The 23091-nt window shown below is 68.4% G+C and carries 20 protein-coding genes; 13 read left to right on the top strand and 7 right to left on the bottom strand.

The genetic code is table 11. From position 1 onward, the window contains the following. Positions 1–137: 137 nt before the first annotated feature. A complete protein-coding gene (locus AB0B61_RS44890) occupies positions 138–1526 on the top strand; it encodes an alpha/beta fold hydrolase (RefSeq protein ID WP_358446159.1) in 1389 nt (462 codons plus the stop codon). A gap of 259 nt (positions 1527–1785) precedes the next feature. Here AB0B61_RS44890 and AB0B61_RS44895 read toward each other — a convergent pair whose 3' ends face one another. Then, a complete protein-coding gene (locus AB0B61_RS44895; protein ID WP_358446162.1) occupies positions 1786–3585 on the bottom strand; it encodes an ABC transporter ATP-binding protein in 1800 nt (599 codons plus the stop codon). A gap of 2 nt (positions 3586–3587) precedes the next feature. After that, positions 3588–5378 carry an ABC transporter ATP-binding protein gene (locus AB0B61_RS44900; RefSeq protein ID WP_358446164.1) on the bottom strand — a complete coding sequence of 597 codons (1791 nt, stop codon included), beginning with the start codon at positions 5376–5378 and terminating at the stop codon, positions 3588–3590. Between the two features lie 975 nt (positions 5379–6353). On the opposite strand from AB0B61_RS44900, the gene AB0B61_RS44905 reads away from it, so the two are divergent. Next, the gene (locus AB0B61_RS44905) at positions 6354–6980 is read left to right on the top strand and encodes a phosphotransferase (RefSeq protein ID WP_358446167.1); all 627 of its coding nucleotides are present in this window, start codon (positions 6354–6356) and stop codon (positions 6978–6980) included. 55 nt (positions 6981–7035) lie between these two features. Here the strand turns inward: AB0B61_RS44905 and AB0B61_RS44910 are convergent, their stop codons facing one another. Then, entirely contained in the window at positions 7036–7542 is a 507-nt protein-coding gene (locus tag AB0B61_RS44910) for a GNAT family N-acetyltransferase (protein WP_358446170.1), read from the bottom strand. Positions 7543–7753: 211 nt separating this feature from the next. Here AB0B61_RS44910 and AB0B61_RS44915 point away from each other — a divergent pair, with 211 nt between their 5' ends. Further along, a complete protein-coding gene (locus tag AB0B61_RS44915) occupies positions 7754–8545 on the top strand; it encodes a methyltransferase domain-containing protein (RefSeq protein ID WP_358446173.1) in 792 nt (263 codons plus the stop codon). Between the two features lie 75 nt (positions 8546–8620). Continuing rightward, entirely contained in the window at positions 8621–9343 is a 723-nt protein-coding gene (locus AB0B61_RS44920) for a methyltransferase domain-containing protein (RefSeq protein ID WP_358446176.1), read from the top strand. A 73-nt stretch (positions 9344–9416) separates the two neighbouring features. Here the strand turns inward: AB0B61_RS44920 and AB0B61_RS44925 are convergent, their stop codons facing one another. Genes AB0B61_RS44925 through AB0B61_RS44935 form a run of 3 tightly spaced genes read right to left on the bottom strand, consistent with a single transcriptional unit; the run spans position 9417 to position 12822 of the window. Further along, the gene (locus AB0B61_RS44925; RefSeq protein ID WP_225300734.1) at positions 9417–10157 is read right to left on the bottom strand and encodes a succinate dehydrogenase/fumarate reductase iron-sulfur subunit; all 741 of its coding nucleotides are present in this window, start codon (positions 10155–10157) and stop codon (positions 9417–9419) included. Continuing rightward, positions 10154–12076 carry a fumarate reductase/succinate dehydrogenase flavoprotein subunit gene (locus tag AB0B61_RS44930; RefSeq protein ID WP_358446179.1) on the bottom strand — a complete coding sequence of 641 codons (1923 nt, stop codon included), beginning with the start codon at positions 12074–12076 and terminating at the stop codon, positions 10154–10156. The genes AB0B61_RS44925 and AB0B61_RS44930 overlap by 4 nt, the downstream gene beginning before the upstream one ends. After that, complete coding sequence (locus AB0B61_RS44935; RefSeq protein WP_358446182.1) at positions 12073–12822, bottom strand: succinate dehydrogenase cytochrome b subunit; 750 nt, start codon at positions 12820–12822, stop codon at positions 12073–12075. The genes AB0B61_RS44930 and AB0B61_RS44935 overlap by 4 nt, the downstream gene beginning before the upstream one ends. Positions 12823–12956: 134 nt before the next feature. Between AB0B61_RS44935 and AB0B61_RS44940 the strand changes: the two genes are divergently transcribed. From AB0B61_RS44940 to AB0B61_RS44980, 9 genes are all read left to right on the top strand, one after another. Beyond that, positions 12957–13910: a LysR substrate-binding domain-containing protein gene (locus tag AB0B61_RS44940; RefSeq protein ID WP_358446184.1), complete on the top strand. Its 954-nt coding sequence runs from the start codon at positions 12957–12959 to the stop codon at positions 13908–13910. Between the two features lie 10 nt (positions 13911–13920). Beyond that, on the top strand, positions 13921–15057 hold the full coding sequence (locus AB0B61_RS44945) for a SpoIIE family protein phosphatase (RefSeq protein ID WP_358446187.1): 1137 nt from the start codon (positions 13921–13923) through the stop codon (positions 15055–15057). After that, positions 15054–16220: an ATP-binding protein gene (locus tag AB0B61_RS44950; RefSeq protein WP_358446190.1), complete on the top strand. Its 1167-nt coding sequence runs from the start codon at positions 15054–15056 to the stop codon at positions 16218–16220. The genes AB0B61_RS44945 and AB0B61_RS44950 overlap by 4 nt, the downstream gene beginning before the upstream one ends. Next, on the top strand, positions 16210–16662 hold the full coding sequence (locus AB0B61_RS44955; protein ID WP_358446193.1) for a response regulator: 453 nt from the start codon (positions 16210–16212) through the stop codon (positions 16660–16662). Before AB0B61_RS44950 ends, AB0B61_RS44955 begins: the two co-directional genes overlap by 11 nt. A gap of 195 nt (positions 16663–16857) precedes the next feature. Further along, the gene (locus AB0B61_RS44960; protein ID WP_357944144.1) at positions 16858–17643 is read left to right on the top strand and encodes a hypothetical protein; all 786 of its coding nucleotides are present in this window, start codon (positions 16858–16860) and stop codon (positions 17641–17643) included. 25 nt (positions 17644–17668) lie between these two features. Continuing rightward, complete coding sequence (locus AB0B61_RS44965) at positions 17669–19558, top strand: fumarate reductase/succinate dehydrogenase flavoprotein subunit (RefSeq protein ID WP_358446196.1); 1890 nt, start codon at positions 17669–17671, stop codon at positions 19556–19558. After that, positions 19555–20307 carry a succinate dehydrogenase/fumarate reductase iron-sulfur subunit gene (locus AB0B61_RS44970; RefSeq protein ID WP_225300743.1) on the top strand — a complete coding sequence of 251 codons (753 nt, stop codon included), beginning with the start codon at positions 19555–19557 and terminating at the stop codon, positions 20305–20307. Before AB0B61_RS44965 ends, AB0B61_RS44970 begins: the two co-directional genes overlap by 4 nt. A gap of 120 nt (positions 20308–20427) precedes the next feature. Continuing rightward, positions 20428–21123, top strand: a complete 696-nt coding sequence (locus tag AB0B61_RS44975) for a TetR/AcrR family transcriptional regulator (RefSeq protein WP_358446199.1) — start codon at positions 20428–20430, stop codon at positions 21121–21123. A 14-nt stretch (positions 21124–21137) separates the two neighbouring features. Beyond that, entirely contained in the window at positions 21138–21959 is an 822-nt protein-coding gene (locus AB0B61_RS44980; protein ID WP_358446202.1) for an oxidoreductase, read from the top strand. Between the two features lie 601 nt (positions 21960–22560). On the opposite strand, the gene AB0B61_RS44985 is transcribed toward AB0B61_RS44980, so the two are convergent. After that, positions 22561–22932, bottom strand: coding sequence for a hypothetical protein (locus AB0B61_RS44985; RefSeq protein WP_358446205.1), 372 nt, complete (start codon positions 22930–22932; stop codon positions 22561–22563). Positions 22933–23091 lie beyond the last annotated feature (159 nt).

Raw genomic sequence — 23091 nt, forward strand, 5'->3', positions numbered from 1 at the left:
GCGGCGGCTCCTCGGGATGGGCCGCGTCTCAGATGTCATCAGCCCGTGGCATGACATGCCACGGGCTGATCCAGCTCCCTCCAGACCAGCCCGTGGTCCGATGTGCCCGGAACCCCCTCTGCGGGATCGTCGTGCGCATGCTCAAGCACATCTCCCTCTCCATCGCCATCGCCCTCCTCGGCTCCGGCGTCCAGTCGCAGCAGGCGGCCACCCTCGACTGGGCCGCCTGCCCCAACGACAAAGTGGGGATGACCTGCGCCGACCTCCAGGTCCCCGCCGACTGGCAGAAACCCGACGGCCGCAAGATCACCCTCAAGCTGGGCCGGCTGAAGGCCACCGGCACCACCTCGGAAGGATCGGTCCTGGTGGCCTACGGCGGCCCCGGCGCCCCCGGCATCGCCTTGAGCCAGACCTACGCGGACCTCTGGGCCAAGCTGCGCGAACGGATGGACGTCATCACCTGGGACACCCGCGGCTACGGCGCGCAGTTCAGCGGCCTCAGCACCGGACTGGCCTGCACCTGGACCCGAGTCCCCCTGCCCGACTTCCCCAAAGACGACGCTGACTTCGGACGGCTCTCCGACACCAACCGCGGCTACGCGGAGGCCTGCCGCAACAAGGACCCCGAGCTGTTCGCCAACATGAGCTCGGCCGACCACGCCAGAGACATGGAGGCCATCAGAAAGGCTCTGGGCGACGGCAAACTCAACTTCTACGGCGCCTCCTACGCCGGGATCTACGCGCAGGACTACGCCCGGCTCTTCCCCGGCCAGGTGCGCACCGTGGTGATCGACGGCACGATCAGCCACAGCGGCACCGACTGGACCGCCGACATGGTCAACATGGCCAAGGACAACGAGTCATCCTTCAGCCGCTTCTTCACCTGGTGCGCCGGCGCCGGCAAGTGCCGAGAGCTGTCCGCTCAGTGGCGCGGCCTTGTCGTCAAGGCCGACCGCTCTCCGGTCCCGGCCAAGTCAGCAGGAATCGCCTATACGGGGGGCGACCTGCAATCCCTCGCCATGGGGTTCGCCCACCAGGGTCCCGACAGCTATCCCAAGCTGGCGGAGGCCCTCCGCAAGGCCGTACGCGGCGACGCCTCCGGCTTCGTCCCCGCCCGCGGCTCCCGCTACCCCGACCAGTCGACCGGCGTCACCGAATGCACCGACTGGCCACGCCCCGCCGACCGCGCCGAGCTCGACAAGACGATCGCCCGGCTCCGCAAGGCCGCCCCCAACGCGGGCGCGGCCAACACCTTGGCGACGGGCACACTCGGCTGCATCGGCTGGCCGGTATCAGTGACCAACCCGCCCGCGCCTCTCCCCAAGGGCCTGCCGCCAATGCTCGGCGCTGGTGCCTGGCGCGAGTCCGACGCGGTCGCCCGGATTCTCACGCAGGTACCGGGCAGCACCACCATCCGCCATGAGGGCCCAGGACACACGCTCTTCGCCTTCAACGAGTGCGCCCGCAACCACATGATCCGCTACTTCACGGACCGCACCTTGCCGTCCCCTGAGACGAAGTGCTGACCGCCCCTGGAAGCCGACTCATCGACGACCAAAGAGTGGCCCATCAGGATCCGGTGACCGAGAGCCGGCAGCCCAGAGCCGGTGACCAGGAGCTGATGGTCAGAACCCAGCGACCAAGAGTCGGTGGCCACGACCCGGTGGCCACGACCCGGTGGTCAGGAGCTGGCGGTTGGGAGTCGGTGGCAATGACCCGGTCGCCAGGAGCCAGCGACCGGAAGTGAGCCCTCAAGCGTCGATGACCAGGAGTACGGAGTAGACGTCAGGAGTGCTGTGCCAGCCACTCTGCCGACTCGTCCGTGGCGAGGGAGCGGGTGGTGGCCGGAGTCCCGTGCCAGCTGCTCCACAGAGCCGCGTACGAGCCGCCCTCCGCCACCAGCTCATCGTGCGACCCGAGCTCGCTGATCCGTCCGTCCTCGACCACCGCCACCCGGTCCGCGTCGTGCGCCGTGTAGAGGCGGTGGGCGATGGCGATCACCGTCCGACCGTCGAGCACCGCCGCCAGCGAGCGCTCCAGGTGCCGGGCGGCTCGGGGGTCGATGAGCGAGGTGGCCTCGTCCAGCACCAGCGTGTGCGGGTCCGCCAGCACCAGGCGGGCCAGCGCCAGCTGCTGGGCGTGGGCAGGAGAGACGGTCAGCCCGCCGGACCCGACGACCGTGTCGAGTCCGTCGGGCAGGGCGAGCACCCAGTCGAGCGAGTCGACCGCCGCGAGCGCCGCGCGCACGGCGGTGTCGTCGGCGTCCGGGCGGGCGATCAGCAGGTTGTCGCGGAGCGTGCCCTTGAAGACGTGGTGTTCCTGGGTGACCAGCGCGACGTGGCCGCGCAGGTCGTCGAGGGGCAGGTCGACCAGGGGCACACCGCCCACCGACACCGCGCCCGTACGCGGGCCGTGGATGCCCGCCAGCAGCCTGCCGAGCGTCGACTTGCCCGCGCCGGAAGGGCCGACCATGGCAAGTCGCTCTCCCGGCCGGACGGTCAGCGACACGCCGTGCAGCACATCGCGGCCCTCGCGGTAGGCGTAGCGGACGTCGTCGGCCTCCAGCAGTTCGCCCGTGGGCTGTGCGGTGGAGGCGATCCGGTCGTCGGGCACATTCGCCACGCCGAGCAGCCGGGCCATGGCGGCCCCGCCCACCTGCAGCTCCTCGATCCACATGAGAAAGCGGTCAAGCGGGTCGATGAGCTGCTGCGCGTACAGGATGGCGGCGGTGACCTGGGCCAGCGACACCCAGCCGTTGGTGTAGAACAGGCCGCCGATGAGCAGGGTCGAGGCGACCGGGATCACATAGCCCAGCTCGACGGCGGGATACCAGATCGTGCGCAGCCACAGCGTGTAGCGTTCGGCGGCGAACGAGCCGCGGATGTCGTTCGCGGTCCGCGCCTCCCGCCGCCGCTGGAGGCCGAGCGCCTCCACGGCCCTGGCGCCCTCGACGGTCTCGGCCAGGCCCTCGGTCATGTCCGCGTAGGCGGCGTTCTCGCGCAGGTAGCCGTCGCGGGCGCGGTTGAGGTACCAGCGGGTGGAGATCCAGAGCAGTGGCACCGCGATCAGCATCGGCAGCATGAACAGCGGGCTGACCAGCACCACCGCGCCCACGGTGATCGTGAAAGTGACGATCGCGATCAGCGTCTCGGGCACGGCGTGCCGGACGGTCTGGGAGAGGGAGTCGACGTCGCGGGAGGTCCTGGTGATCAGGTCGCCGGAGCCGGCCCGCTCCACCGTCGACAGCGGCAGGCCAAGCACCCGGTTGACGAACTCCTCACGCAGCTCGGCGAGGACCTTCTCGCCGAGCTTGGCCGAGGCGAGCACCGCGTAACGCACCAGTGCGCCCTGCCCGAACAGGAACGCGCCGATGCCGACGGCGAAGAGCAGCACGTTGACGTGGCCGCCGTCCTGGACGTTCTGCACCAGTTTGCCGAGTTGCCAGGGCACGGCCAGGCCCACGATCGCCGCGAGCCCGTGCAGGGCCAGCACGACGATGAGCTGGCGCGGATACTTGAGCGTCAGCCGCCTGGCGTAGGCGCGCACCTGTCTCTGGTCGGCGACCGGCAGGATCTCGCGGGCCATCGTCAGTCCTCCCCTCTCGTCACGGTCGTGGTGTATTCCGGCGAGGTCGCCAGCAGGTCGCGGTGCGTACCCTCGGCGAGCACCCGGCCGTTCTCGACGTAGATCACGTGGTCGGTGCGGTCGAGCACCAGCGGGCTGGTCGTGCAGACCAGCGTGGTCTTGCCGACACGGGCCTTGGCCAGCCGCTCGCCGATGCGGGCCTCGCTGTGGGCGTCGACGGCGCTGGTCGGCTCGACCAGGATGAGCACCTCCGGATCAGCCAGCAGTGCCCTGACCAGCCGGAGCCGCTGCTGCTGCCCGCCGGAGAACTCCCGGCCCGCCTCGGCCACCAGAGAGTCGAGACCGTCGGGCAGGGCCTCGATGATGTCCTCGGCGCAGGCGGCGTACAGCGCCTGCGCCACCCGCTCGCCGGAAGCGTCGCCACGAACATCGCCGCGGACGTCGCCACGAACATCGCCGCGGACGTCGCCACGAACATCGCCGCGGACGTCGCCACGGACATCGCCGCGGAGGTCGAGCTCGTCGCGGACGTCGAGCTCGTCGCGGAGTCTGCCGGTGAACAGGCGGGCGCCGTTGTCGGCGACCAGGATGCGCGAACGGATCTCGGCCATCGGCAGCGTCGCCAGGTCGGTCCCGCCGAAGGTGACGTCGCCGTCGGCGTAGCGGCCCAGCCGGTCGGCGATGGCGATGGCGTCCTCCGGCAGAGCGGCCGCGATCGCGGTCAGGACGCCGGGCTGGACGGTGACGCCGCTGTAGGAGTCGCGCAGCACGCCGCCCTCACTGGTGCCGGTGCCCCCTGACACCTCGGGCTCGATGGACAGAATGCGCACCACGCGGCGGGCCGCCACATGACCCTTGGTCAGTTTGTCGGCGACCTCGGTGAGCGTACGCATCGGGCCGATCAGGAAGACCGCATAGCCGTAGAAGGCGACGAGCTGACCAGCGGTGATCTCACCGCCGATCGCGAACGACGCGCCTATCCCGGTGACGACCGCGATGAGCACTCCCGGCAGCAGGATCTGCGCGCCTTCGAGCAGCGATTCGATCTTGGACACGTTGACGCCCGCGTCCCGTACACGCTGAGACTCCTCGCGGTAGCGCGCGGCGAACACCTGCTCGCCGCCGATGCCGCGCAGCACCCGCAGGCCCGCCACTATGTCGGCCGACCTGGTGGACAGCTCGCCCATCAGGTCGCGCTGGGCCTTCTGCCGCCTGTGCAGCGGCTTGAGCAGCGGCCCGATCGCGACGGCCATCAGCGGCACGCCGAACATCACCAGCAGGCCCAACGGCAGCGAAGTGGAGATGAGGATCACGGTGACCGCGACGATCGCCACGACGGAGCCGGTGCCACGCGGCAGGACCTCCATCGAGTTGCCGATGTGGGAGATATCGGAGTTGCCGACGCTGACGACCTCGCCGGTCGAGACCCGCTTGGGCAGCGTGGCACCGAGCCGCGCGGCCTGCCTGGCGGTCACTTGTACGGTGCGGTAGGCGGCGGCCAGCCAGTTGTAGACCGCCATCCGGTGCCGCATGATCCCGGTGAACGCCTGCAGCATGCCGATCGCGAGCATGATCGCCGACCAGGTCAGCAGCGCGTCGGTGTCCTTGGCCGTGACGGCGTCGATGCCCTTGCCGAGCACGGCGGGGACCAGCGCCTGCAACAGCCACCAGGCGGTGGCGAAGCCGATGCCGCCCAGCAATGCCGGAGCCTGGGCACGCGCGTTCCACCACAGGTACCGGAGCGGGCTGCGGATGTCGGGCATGCCGAAATCGGCTTCTGGAAGGGATCGCATAGCTCATCAAGGTTGACAAGGCGCCGGCTGACCCGGCAAACCATTTTCCGACTCGAGCATGGCAACGAGTGCTGACCGATCAGGTCCGGCAGTCTCCGACCTGAGCACCCGAAGCGGTGCGCACCGACCAGATCCACCGGTCTCCGACCTGAACACCTCACCGATGCTGACTGACCAAGTGCTGCGGTTTCCCACCTGAACACCACACCGGCACTCACTGACCAGATCCACCGGTCCGTTGTCTTGGCGGCCAGCTGCGCGTACGACCTGCCCGCGACGAACCGCACCGATCTGGATCGCCGACCCCTGCCAGATCGGCGTTCCGGCCACGACACTCCCTGCGAAGGCGTCCGATGACATCCCGCAGAGCGGTGTAGCTTCTCACCCGCTCAGCCGTGTTCGCTCACGTAGGAAACGCACAACGAGATCGTTGATCCGCCCCTGGGCGGGACACCACCGGCGTTCCGCCAAGGCGTTCTGGCGGAGGCGCTCCGACCACGCCGAGCGCCGACCCGCGCGCCGACTGCCGGATGCGGCTGCGCATCGGCGGCTCGACCCGCACCTGCTGCAAGCGGCGTGTCGGCGTGCCACGGCAGTCCCGCCGATCCACCGGTCCGGCCACGGCAGTCTCACCGGTCCGGCCACGGCGATCCTGCGTGGATGGTCCTGCGGGGCGGTCCGGCGTCCCGATCATCCGGCGAGCGCCTGCCGCCGATCATCCAGGCGGACGGCTGCCGCCGGATTGCCCTTGCGCCCGGCCCCAGCAGGTAGCAGGGAGCGCGCAGCGGGGACACGCCGAAGCGCTTTACAGGACGCATGTTCGCATCGGGCTGACACTTCGTCGCGCTTTTGCCGTTCAGCCGCCCGGTGCCTGCGGTTTCCCTACCATTCTACCGCCGACCCGGTCTTACACCGTGTATCGAGGGTGGCTCAGGTGATTCCGGGGATCTTCCCGGTACGCCAGAATCGGTCCCTGTGAAGCACGGGTACACCAACAGCACGGTCGGCGACGACACATGGGTCGTCAAGTGTTACGAAGGTCCTGACGCGGCGATCCGCCTCAAGACCGAGAGCAGGTTCCTGCGCCGACTGCGCGGGCGGCTGCCTGTGCCCGCCGTACACCGGGTGACCCCGACGAGCGTGACCACGCGCTACGTACGCGGGGCGCACGGCCAGGACCTGCTCGACGAGGGCCGCGTGACCGAGGTCCTCGCCGGATGCGGGCAGACGCTGGCCCGCATCCATCGGCTGGGGATCGTGCACGGCGACTACGGGCCGCAGAACCTGCTGTTCGACCCGGCCACGTTCGAGACGGCGGCGATCCTCGACTGGGAGTGGGCGCATCCTGGCGAGCCGATCGAGGACCTCGCGTGGTGCGAGTGGATCGTACGCATGCACCACCCGGAACACGTATCGCGTCTGCCGTCCTTCTTCGACGCGTACGGCGGCCCGGTGCCGTCCTGGCCGGACCGTCACGCGGCCATGGTGGCGCGCTGCCGTGCCCTGCTCGACTTCACCGGACGGTGGGAGCCGGGCGGCGACGGCGAGAAACTGTGGCGCGAGCGTCTCGACATCACCGCCTCCTGGACCGACGCGGCCTGACGCCGACGCGGGGCGGGCTTCAGGGCTTCAGGGCTTCAGGGCGGCGGGCGGCCGGTCAGAGCAGTCGCAGTCGCCAGTCGTTGCAGCGCATCGGATGACCGACCGGGTACTCGAAGTCAACCTCCCCGACGAAGGTGAACCCGGCCTTGCGGCAGATCGCGTTGGACGCCGGATGCTCCACCGACGGGTAAGCGTGCAGGTGCTGGTGCCTGCCCCCCGCCCGAGCCTTGGTCGCGATGGCGATGGCGGCAGCCGTCGCGATACCCCGCCCCTGAAACTCCGGCAAAATCCCCCATCCCGTCTCATAAACGGTTTCACCCTGCCATTCGCGCTCCCAGAAGCCGATCGACCCGACCGTCTCCAGCTCAGGCTCGACGACCACGCTGAACATGGCGCCCACGCCCGGATCATCCAGCTTGAGGTAGCGCTCGTGCCGCCCGACCACCTCTTCCTCGGTCTCGGGACCGCCCAGGTGCTCGGTCATCTCGGGAGCGTTGAGGCGGCGCAGCAGCTCCAGGTCACCCTGCGACCAGGGCTCAAGTCGGACAAAAGGTATCTCCATCCCGCGGATGGTACTGAACGAGTCTGACAATCACCGCGTTCCGGACTTACCTTGCGACCGATCTTGCAATATCCGGATCAACTCTGCGGCTCGGCGCCTGGTGTCCTGTCTGGTTGAGGTTGAGGCAGTCCCGCTGATGCCGAGGTATCCGAGCGCCGGAGAAGGCCCGTAGCTGCCAGCGGGCACGTCGCTGCGCTGTCAGGATGGGAGCATGTCCGGCGATCTTCCGCTACGAGCCACCTTCGACCGCGCGGCTGACTTCTATCAGGACGCCCGCCCCGACTACCCGGCCGAGCTGTATTCCGACCTGCTGGCGATCACCGCGATCACGCCACCCGCGCACCTGCTCGAAGTCGGATGCGGTCCGGGCAAAGCCACGCTGCCCTTGGCACGGATGGGCTTCCGGATCACCGCGGTCGAACTCGGCGCTGCTCTGGCGGCCGAAGCCCGGCAGCGCCTCGCCGAATTCGCCGACGTTTCCGTGATCACGTCGTCATTCGAAGACTGGGAGCCGCCGCCGGGGGTCCGTTTCGATCTCGCCTACGCGGCCACGGCGTGGAAATGGGTGGACCCGGCGGTCAAGTACGCGAAAGCAGCCGCGCTGCTCGCCCCGGGCGGCCATTTGGCCGTGTGGAACGCCGACCACGCGTTCCCGGCAGGTTTCGACCCGTTCTTCACCGAGATCCAGAAGGTCTACGAAGAGATCGGCGAAGGCGATGGCAGCCCGTGGCCGCCGCGTGAGAACCGGCCCGACCCCACCGCCACCGAGTTCGATGCCTCCGGACACTTCACGGTGGTCGGGACGAGACGCTACGTGTGGGCTTTGCGCTACACGACAGACGAATACATCGCGCTGCTCGACACGTTCTCCGGCCACATCGCCATGGAGCCAGCCAAACGGGAACACCTCTACCGTGAGGTGCGTCGCCTCCTCGCCGCACGCCCGGACGGACGACTCGTCCGCCACTGGTCGGTCGGCCTCACCATCGGCCGACGCCTATGACCTGGAGACGCCCGTGCACCGGATCTTGACACTCTCTCCCCGGAAACCGCACACCGACCTGCTTGGCTCGTGGTCATGACGACCATCGCGTACCTGGACAAACTCGCCGCCAGCGCCCCCGGCCGCGCGTACAAGCGGGACCTGCTGACCATGATGGACCTGCGGCCCGGCCAGACCGTGCTCGACATAGGTTGCGGCCCCGGCACCGACCTGGCCGACCTCTCCGACGGCGTGACCCCTTCGGGTACGGTGATCGGCCTCGACCACGACCCCGCCATGGCGGACCAGGCCCGGCTACGGCTGGCCGACCGTGCCAACGTCGAGATCCGCGTCGGCGACGCCCACGCGATGCCACTCGACGATGGCACCGTCGACCGGGCGCGTACGGACCGGGTGCTGCAGCACGTACCGGACCCGGGGCGGGTGCTGGCGGAGTTCCGCCGCGTGGCCCGGCCGGGCGCCACCATCGCCATGGCCGAACCCGACTGGCACGGCCTGCTGATCGACTCACCGGCCGGCCCGGGCCTCGTCCGGTACGTCACCACGGAGGTGATCAGGAACCCGGCCATCGGACGGAGCCTCGCCCGCCTCGCCGAACAGGCCGGACTGACCGTACGGACGGCGACGGTGTTCAGCCCGGTGATCCGGGACCTGGAGACGGCCGAGCAGCTCTTCGGCCTGCGCGGCACCCTCTCCAGGGCCGTGCGGGCGGGCTACCTGGACGACTCCGCCGACCTCGGCTCCGGGCCCTTCCTGGTCAGTTGCACGCTGTTCATGGTGGTGGCCGACGCACCTTGACAGGCGCCAACGCCCCGGCACAGGCGGTCTCACAACAAGCGGGCCGCACAAAACACGTACGGCCCGCAGCCCCCTACTTGGCGTTCGCCTTGAGGTAGTCGCTGTTCATCTGCGCGATGGTGTCCAGCGGAATGCCCTTGGGACACACAGCGGTGCACTCACCCGTGTTCGTGCACCCGCCGAACCCCTCGGCGTCCATCTGGTCCACCATCGCCTTGGCCCGCGTCAGACGCTCCGGCTGGCCCTGTGGAAGCAGCGACAGGTGGGTGATCTTGGCGGCCGTGAAGAGTGACGCCGACCCGTTCGGGCAGGCCGCCACGCAGGCGCCACAGCCGATGCAGGTGGCGGCGTCGAAGGCGTCGTCGGCGTCCTCCTTGCGCACCGGGATGCTGTGGGCGTCGGGCGCCGAGCCGGCCGGAACCGAGACGAAGCCGCCGGCCTGGATGATGCGGTCGAACGCCGACCGGTCCACCACCAGGTCCTTCACCACCGGGAACGGGGCCGCGCGCCACGGCTCGATGGTGATGGTGGCGCCGTCCTCGAAGTGCCGCATGTGGAGCTGGCAGGTGGTGGTGGCGCGCTGCTCGCCGTGCGCGACGCCGTTGATGACCATGCCGCACATGCCGCAGATGCCCTCGCGGCAGTCGTGGTCGAAGGCCACCGGGTCGTCGCCCGACAGGATGAGGCGCTCGTTGAGGACGTCGAGCATCTCCAGGAAGGACATGTCCGGGGAGACGTCTTCAACCCGGTAAGTGGCCATCTTGCCGGGAGCTGACGGGCCGCTCTGGCGCCAGACCTTCAAAGTCAAGTTCACTTGTAGCTCCGCTGGGTCATCTTGACGTACTCGTACTCGAGCGCTTCCTTGTGCAGCACCGGTCCGTCCCCGGAGAACTCCCAGGCCGACACGTGTGCGAAGTGCTCGTCATCGCGCAGGGCCTCGCCGTCGGCGTCCTGCGACTCGGCGCGGAAGTGGCCGCCGCACGACTCGGTGCGGATCAGCGCGTCCAGGCACATGAGCTCGGCCAGGTCGAAGAAGTCCGCGACCCGCCCGGCCTTCTCCAGGACCTGGTTCAGCTCCTCGGCGGTGCCCGAGACCTTGACGTCCCGCCAGAACTCCTCGCGCAGCTCCGGAATGCGCTCCAGCGCCTTGCGCAGCGACTCCTCGGTGCGCTCCATGCCGCAGTAGTCCCACATGAGCTTGCCGAGCTCGCGGTGGAAGGAGTCGGGGGTACGCGTGCCGTTCACCGCGAGCAGCCTGTCGATCTTGGTACGTACCTTGATCTCGGCCTCGGCCACGGCGTCCTCGGAGACCTCCCCGAACGGCCCGGCCGCCAGGTAGTCGCCGAGCGTGGTGGGCAGCACGAAGTAGCCGTCGGCCAGACCCTGCATCAGCGCCGAGGCGCCGAGACGGTTGGCGCCGTGGTCGGAGAAGTTGGCCTCGCCGATCACGAACAGGCCGGGGATCGTGGACTGCAGGTCGTAGTCCACCCACAGGCCGCCCATGGTGTAGTGGACGGCCGGGTAGATGCGCATCGGCGACTCGTAGGGGTTCTCGCCCGTGATGCGCTCGTACATCTCGAAGAGGTTGCCGTACTTCTTCTCCACGGCATCCCGGCCGAGACGGTTGATCGCGTCGGCGAAGTCCAGGTAGACCCCGAGCCCGCCGGGTCCGACGCCGCGACCCTCGTCGCAGACGTTCTTGGCGGCGCGGGAGGCGATGTCCCGGGGGACGAGGTTCCCGAAAGCCGGATAAATCCGCTCCAGGTAGTAATCGCGTTCGTCTTCTGGAATGTCGCCGGGCGCCCGGGAGTCGCCGCCGACGAGCGGCACCCACACCCGGCCGTCGTTGCGCAGCGACTCCGACATCAGCGTCAGCTTCGACTGGTACTCGCCCGACACCGGGATGCAGGTCGGGTGGATCTGCGTGTAGCAGGGGTTGGCGAAGTACGCGCCACGCTCGTGCGCCCGCCAGATCGCCGTGGTGTTGCAGCCCTTGGCGTTCGTGGACAGGAAGAACACGTTCCCGTAACCGCCGGAGGCCAGCACGACGGCATCGGCCACGTGCCGCTCGATCTCCCCGGTGACCATGTCGCGGACGATGATTCCGCGCGCCCGGCCGTCGGCCACGATCACGTCGAGCATCTCGTGCCGGGTGAACATCTCCACGGTCCCGGCCGCGATCTGCCGCTCCAGGGCCTGGTAGGCGCCGAGCAGCAGCTGCTGGCCCGTCTGGCCACGCGCGTAGAACGTACGCGACACCTGCGCGCCGCCGAATGAGCGGGTGTCCAGCAGCCCGCCGTACTCACGGGCGAACGGGACGCCCTGGGCCACGGCCTGGTCGATGATGTTCACGGAGACCTGGGCGAGGCGGTAGACGTTCGACTCGCGGGCCCGGAAGTCACCGCCCTTTACCGTGTCGTAGAAAAGGCGATAAATCGAGTCACCGTCGCCGCGGTAGTTCTTCGCGGCGTTGATCCCGCCCTGCGCGGCGATGGAGTGCGCGCGGCGCGGCGTGTCCTGATAGCAGAACGACTTGACGTTGTAGCCCAGCTCCCCCAGCGTCGCGGCGGCGGAACCGCCCGCCAGGCCGGTGCCGACCACGATCACGTTGAGCTTGCGCTTGTTGGCCGGGTTGACGAGCTTGGCGGCGAACTTCCGCTTCTCCCACCGCTCCTCGATGGGACCCGCGGGGGCCTTGGCGTCCTTGATCTCCGGGCCTTCGGTGTACTTCACTTGATCACTCCGAACGTGACGGCGAGCGGCGGCGCGAGGAAGCCGATGACCAGGACCGCGGACACCAGCGCCGCGACCGGGCGAAGGGCCTTGAAACGGGTGGCCCAGCCGAGGGTCTGGAACATGCTCCAGATGCCGTGCCGCAGGTGCAGGCCGACCATGACGACGGCCACGACGTAGAAGAGCGTGACCCACCAGCGCGACAGGTCGAACCCGGCGATCAGCCGGTCGGCCGGCGCGGCGTCGTACCCCTTGGGGTTCACCACGCCGAAGCTCAGGTCGAGCAGGTGCCAGACCAGGAAGAGCAGGATCGTGACGCCGCCCCACCGCATGATGTGCGTGGTGTAGCCCTTGGCCTGCGACTTCTTGGCCACGTACTTCACCGGCCGGGCCTGGCGGGCCCGCCGCGCCAGCGAGATCGCGGCCCACATGTGCAGGACCACCGCGATGACGAGGCCGGCCTCCAGGAGCGTCAGCACCGTCCGGTACGGCGCGAGCGGCTCCAGCAGCGTGCGGAGCGCCTCGGCGTACTCGTTGAAGGAGTCCTTGCCGAGGAAGATCTTGAGGTTGCCCAGCATGTGAAGGATCAAGAAGAGCACCATCGCGGCGCCCGTGACGGCCATGATGGCCTTCTTGCCATTGGACGAGCGCAGGAATCCGCCGCGCTTTCCGCTGGGTGTCGGCTTGCTCGGCGCGGGCTTCAACACTGGCGCGGTAGCGGCGCCTCGCTCAATCGTGGCTGTCACGTCTTCCGACGCTAGATATCCAGCCATGATCCGTCCAAGTCATGACGGGCCTGGTTTCCATAGCCTTCGGCTATGATGCTTGGTTTGTACGGTCGGCGTAAGGAAATCCCTCGAGCCGGTGCGAGGTAAATCACATGCAGCTGCAACAGCTCGCCTACTTCGTGGCCGTCGCGGAGACCAGGCACTTCACTCAGGCCGCCGAACGGATGCGGGTCGCCCAGCCGTCACTCAGCAAGCAGATCAAGGCATTGGAGAGCGACCTCGGCGCCCCGCTGTTCTCCAGGGCGCGCGGCAACGTCACGCTGACCCCGGCGGGAGAGGCGCTGCTGCCGCTCGCCCGCCGGATGCTGGCCGACGCCGGCACCGCCCGGCAGGAGGTGGCCGAGCTCGCCGGACTGCGCAGGGGCCGGGTCCGGCTCGGCGCCACGCCGTCACTGTGCGCCGGGCTGCTGGCCGACGCGCTGGCCCGCTTCCACCTCGCCTATCCGGGGATCGAGCTGCTGGTCGAGGAGGACGGCTCGCGCGACCTGGTCAGAGCGCTGGCCCGCGGGCAGCTCGACCTGTCCCTCATCATCACGCCGCTGCAGGGCGACGACCCGTCCCTGGTGACCGAGGAGATCCTGCGCGAGAACCTGGTCGTGGTGACGCCCTCCCACCAGCCGGAACGCAAGCCGTACCTGCGCATGGAGGATCTGCGCGGCCGGGGGATGGTGATGTTCAGGCGCGGCTACGACCTGCGCGAGGCGACGCTGGCGGCCTGCCGCCAGGCCGGGTTCGAGCCCAGGTTCGCGGTGGAGGGCGGCGAGATGGACGCCGTCCTGCGCTTCGTGGAGGCGGGGCTGGGGCTGGCCGTGGTGCCGTCCATGGTGCTCGACGGGCGGCCGGGGCTGACCGGCACTCCCCTGGCGCCGCCGGGACTGAGCCGCACCATCGCGCTGGCCCACCGCAAGGACGTGGAGCCGACCAGAGCGGCGCAGGCCTTCCGTACGACCCTGCTCTCCTTCGTCGTCGAAGCCGGTCATGAGCGCACCCTTCCGCAAGGGGTGGAGCTCATCGCAGAATCAAACCCAACAGCCGGACTTCTATGAAGAGGCGCGTGTGACGGCAACTCTCAACGAAACGCTGACGCTGCTCCTCATCGAGGACGACGCCGGTGACGCGTTCCTCGTCGAGGAGCTCCTGAAGCAGGCCGAGGCGCCGCCGCACATCACCTGGGTCCGCAGCCTGGCCGAGGGCAAGGCCAAGCTCGACGCCCGGATCCAGTGCGTACTCGTCGACCTCACACTCCCTGACGCCACCGGCCTGGAAGCGCTGGAGCAGGTGCTGGGGGCGGCGCCGCACGCGGCCGTACTGGTGCTCACCGGGCTGCGCGACGCCCACGTGGGGGTCGCCGCGGTCCAGGCCGGAGCGCAGGACTACCTCGTCAAGCAGGACGTCGACGCGCGGCTGCTGGCCAGGGCCATCCGCTACGCGATGGAGCGCAAGCGGGCCGATCTGGCGCAGCTCAGGCTGGTCGCGGCCGAGCTGACGGCCAAGGAGAACGCCCGTCTGGAGAGCGGCCTGCTGCCGGTCGCCCTGCTGCACACCGACGCGCTGGAGCACACCACCCGCTACCTGCCGGGCAGCCAGGGGTCGCTGCTGGCCGGCGACTTCTTCGACACCGTGGAGACGCCCGACGGGGCGGTGCACGTCGTGGTCGGCGACGTCTGCGGGCACGGACCCGACGAGGCCGCGCTCGGCGTGGCGCTGCGCATCGCCTGGCGCACGCTGGTGCTCGCCGGGCAGACCGGCGAGCGGCTGCTGCGCACGCTCGACGCCGTCCTGCGCGCCGAGCGCCAGACTCCGGAGATCTTCACCACGCTCTGCATGGCGACGATCACGCCAGACCTGCGCAACGCCAGGATGCGGGTGGCCGGCCATCCACCGCCGGTCCTGGTCCGCGATGGGGTTGTCAGCGTGGTCGACGGCGCGCCCTCGGGGCCGCCGCTCGGCATCTTCTCCGACGCCGAATGGACCGTCCTCGACGTGCCTCTGGGCGGGGAATGGTCCATGATGCTCTACACCGACGGCCTGATCGAGGCCGCGGTGGGCGAGCAAAAGGAGCTGCTCGGCGTGGACGGCCTGGTCGACCTGGTACGCGAGCACGGCTCGATCGATCTCGACCGGCTCATCAGGCACGTGGGCACGCTCAGCGACGACCTCGCCGTGGTCCGCGTCAGCAGGAGGTCGTCGTGAGTATCCATCCGCTGCCCCCGCCGAAGCCGGCGACGGGCGTCGGCAGACTGCCGATGGGCCGCTGGTTCCTCGCCGTCGGCGTGGTGAGCGCCGTGGTGTTCGTGCTGGGGGCCACGCTGATCATGAAGCTGGTCGCCGACGTACGGGAGCGGGGTCTGCGGCCTGACGTCGCGGTCCAGCTCGACCGGCTGAACGTGGCGCTGGTCGTGCTGCTGGCCGTGATGGCCGTGGTGGGGGTCGGGCTGCTGTTCATCGTCCGCTACGCCGTACTCAAGCCCATCGCCCAGCTGACCGACCAGGTGCGCACGGTCGCGGCGGGCGACTTCGACCACCAGTTGAGCGTGGCGCGGCCGGCGGAGCTGGCCGAGCTGTCGAGCCACGTCGACTCCATGCGCGCGCGCATCGTGTCGGCCTGGCGGCGGGCCGAGGAGCAGACCGACGAGCTGCGCAGGTCCAACGGGGAGCTGGAGCAGTTCGCCTATGTCGCCAGTCACGACCTGCAGGAGCCGCTGCGCAAAGTGGCCAGCTTCACGCAGATGCTGGAGCAGAGGTACGGCGACCGGCTCGACGACCGGGCCAAGGAGTACATCCGCTACGCGGTCGACGGCGCCAAGCGCATGCAGTTGCTCATCAACGACCTGCTCGACTTCTCCAGGGTGGGCCGGGTCACCGGCGAGCGGGTGGTCACCGACACGGACGCGGCGCTCACCACGGCCGTGGACAACCTGTCGGCCGCGATCGAGGACACCGGGACGGTCGTCACCCGCGACGCCATGCCCAAGGTCGTCGGCAACCGTGGCCAGCTCACCCAGCTCTTCCAGAACCTGATCGAGAACGCCGTCAAGTTCCGCTCCGACCTGCCGCCGCAGGTGCACATCGGGGTCAAGCGGGCCGGGCGGATGTGGGAGTTCAGCTGCTCGGACAACGGGATCGGGGTGGACGCCAAGTACGCCGACCGCATCTTCCTGATCTTCCAGCGCCTGCATCCACGGGACGTGTATCCAGGGACCGGCATCGGGCTCGCGCTCTGCCGCAAGATCGTCGAGTATCACGGCGGCCAGCTCTGGCTCGACGGCGGAGACGGCGAGGCCAAGGAGGGCGAAGGGAAGGGCGCGACGTTCCGCTGGACCCTGCCCGCGGCTGGAGATGAAGATGACGACTGACTGGCGGCCGATCGAGGTGCTCCTGGTCGAGGACGACCAGGGTGACGTGCTCCTCACCAAGGAGGCGTTCGACTTCAACAAGGTCCGCAACCGCCTGCACGTGGTCAACGACGGCGAGCAGGCGATGGCCTTCCTGCGCCGGGAGGACGGTTACCACGACGCGCCGACGCCCGACCTCATCCTGCTCGACCTGAACCTGCCCCGGATGGGCGGCTTGGAAGTGCTCACCGAGGTGAAGGCCGACGCAGTGCTGCGCACGATCCCCGTGGTGATCCTGACGACCTCGGAGGCCGAGGAGGACATCCTGCACAGCTATCGGCTGCACGCCAATGCGTACGTCTCCAAGCCGGTAGATTTTGAGCAATTTATCCGAGTTGTCCGCCAAATAGATGATTTTTTCGTGACTGTGGTTAAGCTGCCGAGCAAAGGGCAGCCCACGTGACAGGGGTACGTGACAGGAATCACAGCGAGTCATCGAAAAAGTGAGTGACCCTCCTCACAAATCCCGAGGCGGTCGTCGTAACGTATCCCCCACCAAAGCGCTCTGCGAGCGGAGGCCATGCCCCGCCGTGCACGCGCCAAGCGAACGACCCGGATTCCCTGCGAGCAGGGTCCGCGGGAGGTGGAGAGGTCCGCGATGACCCAAACGACGCCCGATGCTCCTGTCAGAAGGCAGCGTGCGCAGATAAAGGTGCGCACGCTGCGCACCGACAGATGGTGGCTGGCCCCGCTGCTGACGTTCCTGGCACTCAGTGCCTTCCTCGTCTACGGCGTGTGGGCGATCATTGACAGCAGCTACTACATCGATCCGTACATCGCCCCGTTCTCGTCGCCGTGTCTGACGACCTCGTGCGCCGAGGGCGCGCGGCTGTTCGGCTGGGCGCCGATCGGTGACTGGTACACACTGCCGCCCGGTCTGCTGATCCTCGGCCTGCCCGGCGGGTTCCGGCTGACCTGCTACTACTACCGGAAGTCCTACTACCGGTCCTTCTGGCTGTCGCCGCCCGCGTGCGCCGTTCAGGAGCCGCACGGCAAGTACAGCGGTGAGACGCGCTTCCCGCTGATCATGCAGAACATCCACCGGTACTTCTTCTACGCGGCCATCGTCATCGGCGCGATCCTGAGCTACGACGCGATCCTGGCGGTCGTCCACAAGCCGCTCGGCCTGGGTTCGTGGATCCTGATCGCCAACGCCGTCCTGATCGTCGCCTACACGCTGTCGTGCCACTCGTGCCGGCACATCACCGCGGGCCGGCTCAACCACTTCTCCCGGCACCCGCTTCGCTACCGGGCCTGGACGTTCGTCTCCAAGCTCAACGCCAAGCACCAGCCACTCGCGTGGGCCTCGATGTTCTCCGTCATGGGCGCCGACCTCTATGTCCGCCTGGTCGCCAAGGGCATCATCGCCTTCCCGTTCGCTTAAGGCCCTTTCTGTTAGGACAATTTCTGTGGAGATCGAGCGTCACGAATACGACGTCGTCGTCATCGGCGCGGGCGGCGCCGGGCTGCGGGCCGCCATCGAGGCCCGGCAGCAGGGCAAGCGGACGGCGATCGTCTGCAAGTCGCTGTTCGGCAAGGCCCACACGGTCATGGCCGAGGGCGGCGCGGCCGCCGCGATGGGCAACGTCAACTCAGACGACAACTGGATGGTGCACTTCCGTGACACCATGCGGGGCGGCAAGTTCCTGAACAACTGGCGCATGGCCGAACTCCACGCCAAGGAGGCCCCCGACCGGGTCTGGGAGCTGGAGGCGTGGGGCGCGCTGTTCGACCGCACCAAGGACGGCAAGATCAGCCAGCGTAACTTCGGCGGGCACGAGTACCCCCGGCTGGCCCACGTCGGCGACCGCACCGGCCTGGAGCTGATCCGCACGCTGCAGCAGCGCGTCGTCGCGCTGCAGCAGGAGGACTTCGAGACGCACGGCGATCACGAGGCCTACATCAAGGTCTTCGCGGAATGTACGGTCACCCGCCTGCTCAAGGACGGCGACCGCATCTCGGGTGGCTTCGGCTACTGGCGCGAGTCCGGAAATTTCGTAGTCTTCGATGCGCCCGCCGTCGTGCTCGCGACCGGCGGCATCGGCAAGTCCTACGTGGTCACCTCCAACTCCTGGGAGTACACCGGTGACGGCCACGCCCTGGCCCTGCTGGCCGGCGCGAAGCTGATCAACATGGAGTTCATCCAGTTCCACCCCACGGGGATGGTCTGGCCGCCGTCCGTACGCGGCATCCTCGTCACCGAGTCGGTCCGCGGCGACGGCGGCGTGCTGCGCAACTCCGACGGCGAGCGCTTCATGTTCAACTACATCCCCGAGGTGTTCAAGGACAAGTACGCCACCAGTGAGGAGGAGGGCGACCGCTGGTACACCGACCAGGCCAACAACCGCCGCCCCCCGGAGCTGCTGCCGCGTGACGAGGTGGCTCGGGCGATCAACTCCGAGGTGAAGGCGGGGCGCGGCTCTCCCCAGGGCGGCGTCTTCCTCGACGTGTCCAGCCGGCTCCCGGCCGAGGAGATCAAGCGGCGGCTGCCGTCGATGCACCACCAGTTCAAGGAGCTGGCCGACGTCGACATCACCGCCGAGCCCATGCAGGTGGGCCCGACCTGCCACTACATCATGGGCGGCGTCGAGGTCGACGCCGACACCGGCGCGGCGGCCGTGCCGGGGCTCTTCGCCGCGGGCGAGGTCTCGGGCGGCATGCACGGCTCCAACCGCCTGGGCGGCAACTCGCTGTCCGACCTGCTGGTCTTCGGCCGCCGGGCGGGCGCCGGAGCCGCCGCGTACATCGACGGCCTGCCCGCCAGGCCCAAGGTGAGCCAGGAGCTCGTGGAGGAGGCGCACGCCGAGGCCCTGGCCCCGCTGGGCCGCTCCGGCGAGAACCCCTACGAGGTGCACCACGAGCTCCAGCGGACGATGAACGAGCTCGTCGGCATCATCCGCAAGGCCGAAGAGGTGTCCGAGGCCCTGGAGGCCGTGGAGAAGCTCAAGGAGCGGGTGCAGCTGGTCGGCGCGGCCGGCTCGCGGATCTACAACCCCGGCTGGCACCTCGCGATCGACCTGCGCAACATGGTCCTCGTCTCGGAGTGCGTGGCGCGGGCCGCGCTGCTACGCGAGGAGAGCCGCGGCGGGCACACCCGTGACGACTTCCCCGGCATGAACCCGGCCTGGCGCCGCAAGCTGCTCGTCTGCTCGACGGAGGACGGCTCGTCCGTCTCGGTCGAGGAGAAGGTGCAGCCTACGATGGCCGACCACCTGATCAAGCTGTTCGACCGGGACGAGCTGGCGAAATACCTCACCGACGAAGAGATGACCGAGTTCGACGGGATCGCAAAGTCATGAGCTACAAGGCAAAGTTCAAGGTATGGCGCGGTGAGGGCGGTGAGGGCAAGCTCGAGGACTTCACCGTCGAGGTGAACGAGGGCGAGGTCGTCCTCGACATCATCCACCGCCTGCAGGCCACGCAGGCGCCGGACCTGGCGGTCCGCTGGAACTGCAAGGCCGGCAAGTGCGGCTCCTGCTCGATGGAGATCAACGGCAAGCCCCGGCTGGGCTGCATGACGCGGATGTCCACCTTCACCGAGGACGAGACGATCACCGTCACGCCGATGCGTACGTTCCCCGTCATCAAGGACCTCGTCACCGACGTCTCGTTCAACTACGAAAAAGCACGCGAAATCCCGTCCTTCACCCCGCCGGAGGGCGTGCGGCCGGGCGAATACCGGATGAAGCAGGTCGACGTCGAGCGGTCCCAGGAGTTCCGCAAGTGCATCGAATGCTTCATGTGCAACAACATCTGCCACGTCATCCGTGACCACGAGGAGAACAAGCCCGCCTTCGCCGGGCCGCGCTTCCTCATGCGCATCGCGGAGCTCGACATGCACCCGTACGACGTGGCGGACCGGCAGGAGTCGGCCCAGGAAGAGCACGGGCTGGGCTACTGCAACATCACCAAGTGCTGCACCGAGGTCTGTCCCGAGCACATCAAGATCACCGACAACGCGCTCATCCCGATGAAGGAGCGCGTGGCCGATCGCAAGTACGACCCGATCGTGTGGCTGGGCAACAAGATCTTCAAGCGCGCCAAGTAGCGTCGTACTCGTACTGAAGCAGGCCGGTGAGGACTTCCCTCACCGGCCTTTTTCTCATGGCCGCGTGACTTTATGACTCTTTTTGCTAATGTGGTCAACAAGTCACATGGAGGTCGCACGATGCCGCTGGGAAGACCGAGCGAGGCGGCCGACCGCGCCGACCGGATCCTCGACGCGGCGGCCGAGCTGACCGTGCGCCTCGGCGTTCGCAAGGTGACGATCGACGACATCGCCCAGCGGGCCGACATCGGCAAGGGCACCGTCTACCTGCACTGGCGTACCAAACAGCAGCTCTTCGAGGCCCTGTTCGTGCGCGAGGCCATCATCTACGTCGAGACGCTGCTGGCGGAGTTGCGCCGCGACCCGGCCGTGGTGCTGCCCCACCGCATGCTCAGCACGCTGTTCCTGGTGAGCTGCCGCCGGCCGGTGCTGCGGGCGCTCCTCGCCGGTAACCTGCCGCTGCTCGAGGGCAGGATGGCGGACAGCGCGACGCGCAGCCACGAACTGCTCGCCACCGCGCGCTTCCACGAGGTGCTGCTCCGTCACGGCCTGCTCCGCGACGATGTCGAGCACCTGATCTACGGCCTGACCGCGACGCAGGCGAGCTTCTACCTCCTGGGCACCGTGGTCACCGTGCCCGACGAGCCGGACGCTGAGGCCAAGGCCAGGGTGCTCGCGCACATCGTCCGGCACGCGTACGAGCCAGCCGAGCGGCCGGACGCGCAGGTGATCGCCGCCGCCGCCGCGGAGATCATCGCCGCCTCGGAAGCCCTGATACCGCCGTACCGGGAGTGGCTCTACGCCGCGTACCCCTGATGAAAGGTCGTTCCATGGCAGCCAAGATCTGCCTCGTCACAGGCGCGTCTGCCGGCATCGGCCGCGCCACCGCACTCGAACTGCTGCGTGCCGGCCACACGGTGTACGGCGTGGCCCGGCGTGTCGAGCGGATGGAGGACATCCGCGAGGCCGGCGGCCACACCCTCGCGATGGACGTCACCAAGGAGGAGGACCTGCGCCGCGTCGTCGACACCATCCTCGCCGAGCAGGAGCGCATCGACGTGCTGGTGAACAACGCCGGCGTCGGCGTGTACGGGGCCGCCGAGGACGTGCCGCTCGACACCGCGCGCCACCAGTTCGAGGTCAACATGTTCGGGCCCGCCCGGCTGATCCAGCTGGTCCTGCCGGGCATGCGCGAGCGCCGCTCCGGCGCGATCGTCAACGTCTCCTCGATCGCCGGGGTGATCTCACTCCCGCTCGGCGCCTGGTACCACGCCTCGAAGCACGCCCTGGAAGGCTATTCCGACACCCTGCGCCAGGAGGTCGGCCGCTTCGGCATCAAGGTGGTGGTCGTCCAGCCCGGCCTCATCAAGACGGAGTTCGAGTCGAGCACTCCCCACGACCTGCGAGAGGTCTCCGGCAAAGGCGCCTACGCCTCTGTCGCGAACGCGATGGCGGACCGCGCGGAAGCCGCTTTCGCCGGGAAGAACAAGGCCTCGGACCCCTCCGTGGTCGCCCAGACCATTCGCACGGCCATCGACGCCAAGGCCCCCAAGCCGCGGTACGCCGTCGGCTACCTGGCCAAGCTGCTGCTGAGAATCCACCGGCTGCTCCCGGACCGCGCCTTCGACAAACTCGTCACCCGTACGTCTTAGATCTCGGGATTTTCCGACGGACCCTGACCCGGGCGGCGGGCCGGAGTCGCGAGGACGTCGCGGAACTCTCCGCGCGCGATTACGCGTGACCAGGCTGTGGATCACGTGCCGTAGATTGTCGGCGTTGATCCATTCGATAGAGCTGGTTGGCTCGTGTTCGGCGGGGTCACTGAGCGTTAGTGAGCGTTTCGACGGCAATGGCGGCATGTGACCGACGACCTGGCAGGAGACGGCAATGCGGTGGCGTTTCGGGGTATTGGTCGGCTTGGCTTTGGCTGGGGTTTCGACGATTCCGGGAGCGGCTCCAGTCGGTGTGTCCTGCGTGCTCTCACCGTCGTACGCGGCGGATGTCCTCGACGATCTCATCGCTGAAGTTGAGGTGACGCAGGAACCTGTCCCTACGGTCAGCCTGTCGTTTCCTCCGGGGATGGACGTCAAGGCGTATGAAGGGCCTCCTCCTTTCGGGGAGGAGCGTGTCAAAGCGGAGGACGTGGTGCTCCGGCACGTTGCGTCGCACGGGTGCGGCGGCGATACGTGATCACTATCTTGGCGATCTCGGCGTCGGCGGACGGCTGTGCGGCGGGGAGGCGAGCCCGCTACTTCACCAGCAGCGTATGTCCGTCCAGGTGCGGTCATACATGCCGTCCAGGTGGATGATCACCTCGTTCGTGGCAGAGGTCTCATCCAGCTGAACGCCGGGCTCGTCGAACAGTGTCCAGGCCGTGATCTCGAAGTCATCGAGGTCTCCGTCGGGATCCTCGATCTTCGCCTGGCGGTAGTGGTTCAGCACCTCCTGGACGGGCCGGTGGGTGGAGACCTCGAAGCGGATGGTGTACCAGCAGTCTCCGGAGTCGCCGGTCACCTCCACTTGCGGATCGATGTACCCGAAGTCCGCTCCGGGCGGCGGCGGATACTCCTGGATGCGGTCCACCATGCGCGCCAGCCGATAGTCGTTGAGCCAAACGGGCGTCATAACGATCGCCCCGAGTAACACGAACGGCACCAACGACAAACCCAGGCAACCGATCCGCCGAGCTACGCGTGAACGTCCGGACTTTTCCGATAATGCGGGTTCAGCCGCGGCTGGGGGAGTCGACATGGATGACATACTCGCGTACCGCGCGAAAAACGG

Origin of the sequence: Nonomuraea sp. NPDC049158 (genome assembly GCF_040648335.1) — a bacterium.
In the GTDB taxonomy this organism is placed as follows: domain Bacteria; phylum Actinomycetota; class Actinomycetes; order Streptosporangiales; family Streptosporangiaceae; genus Nonomuraea.

Excerpts from the sequence above, each read along its gene's own strand:
- AB0B61_RS44890 (WP_358446159.1), top strand. The coding sequence starts at position 138 with ATGCTCAAGCACATCTCCCTCTCCATCGCCATCGCCCTCCTCGGCTCC.
- AB0B61_RS44895 (WP_358446162.1), bottom strand. The coding sequence starts at position 3,585 with ATGGCCCGCGAGATCCTGCCGGTCGCCGACCAGAGACAGGTGCGCGCC.
- AB0B61_RS44900 (WP_358446164.1), bottom strand. The coding sequence starts at position 5,378 with ATGCGATCCCTTCCAGAAGCCGATTTCGGCATGCCCGACATCCGCAGC.
- AB0B61_RS44910 (WP_358446170.1), bottom strand. The coding sequence starts at position 7,542 with ATGGAGATACCTTTTGTCCGACTTGAGCCCTGGTCGCAGGGTGACCTG.
- AB0B61_RS44915 (WP_358446173.1), top strand. The coding sequence starts at position 7,754 with ATGTCCGGCGATCTTCCGCTACGAGCCACCTTCGACCGCGCGGCTGAC.
- AB0B61_RS44920 (WP_358446176.1), top strand. The coding sequence starts at position 8,621 with ATGACGACCATCGCGTACCTGGACAAACTCGCCGCCAGCGCCCCCGGC.
- AB0B61_RS44940 (WP_358446184.1), top strand. The coding sequence starts at position 12,957 with ATGCAGCTGCAACAGCTCGCCTACTTCGTGGCCGTCGCGGAGACCAGG.
- AB0B61_RS44955 (WP_358446193.1), top strand. The coding sequence starts at position 16,210 with ATGACGACTGACTGGCGGCCGATCGAGGTGCTCCTGGTCGAGGACGAC.
- AB0B61_RS44960 (WP_357944144.1), top strand. The coding sequence starts at position 16,858 with ATGACCCAAACGACGCCCGATGCTCCTGTCAGAAGGCAGCGTGCGCAG.
- AB0B61_RS44970 (WP_225300743.1), top strand. The coding sequence starts at position 19,555 with ATGAGCTACAAGGCAAAGTTCAAGGTATGGCGCGGTGAGGGCGGTGAG.
- AB0B61_RS44975 (WP_358446199.1), top strand. The coding sequence starts at position 20,428 with ATGCCGCTGGGAAGACCGAGCGAGGCGGCCGACCGCGCCGACCGGATC.
- AB0B61_RS44980 (WP_358446202.1), top strand. The coding sequence starts at position 21,138 with ATGGCAGCCAAGATCTGCCTCGTCACAGGCGCGTCTGCCGGCATCGGC.
- AB0B61_RS44985 (WP_358446205.1), bottom strand. The coding sequence starts at position 22,932 with ATGACGCCCGTTTGGCTCAACGACTATCGGCTGGCGCGCATGGTGGAC.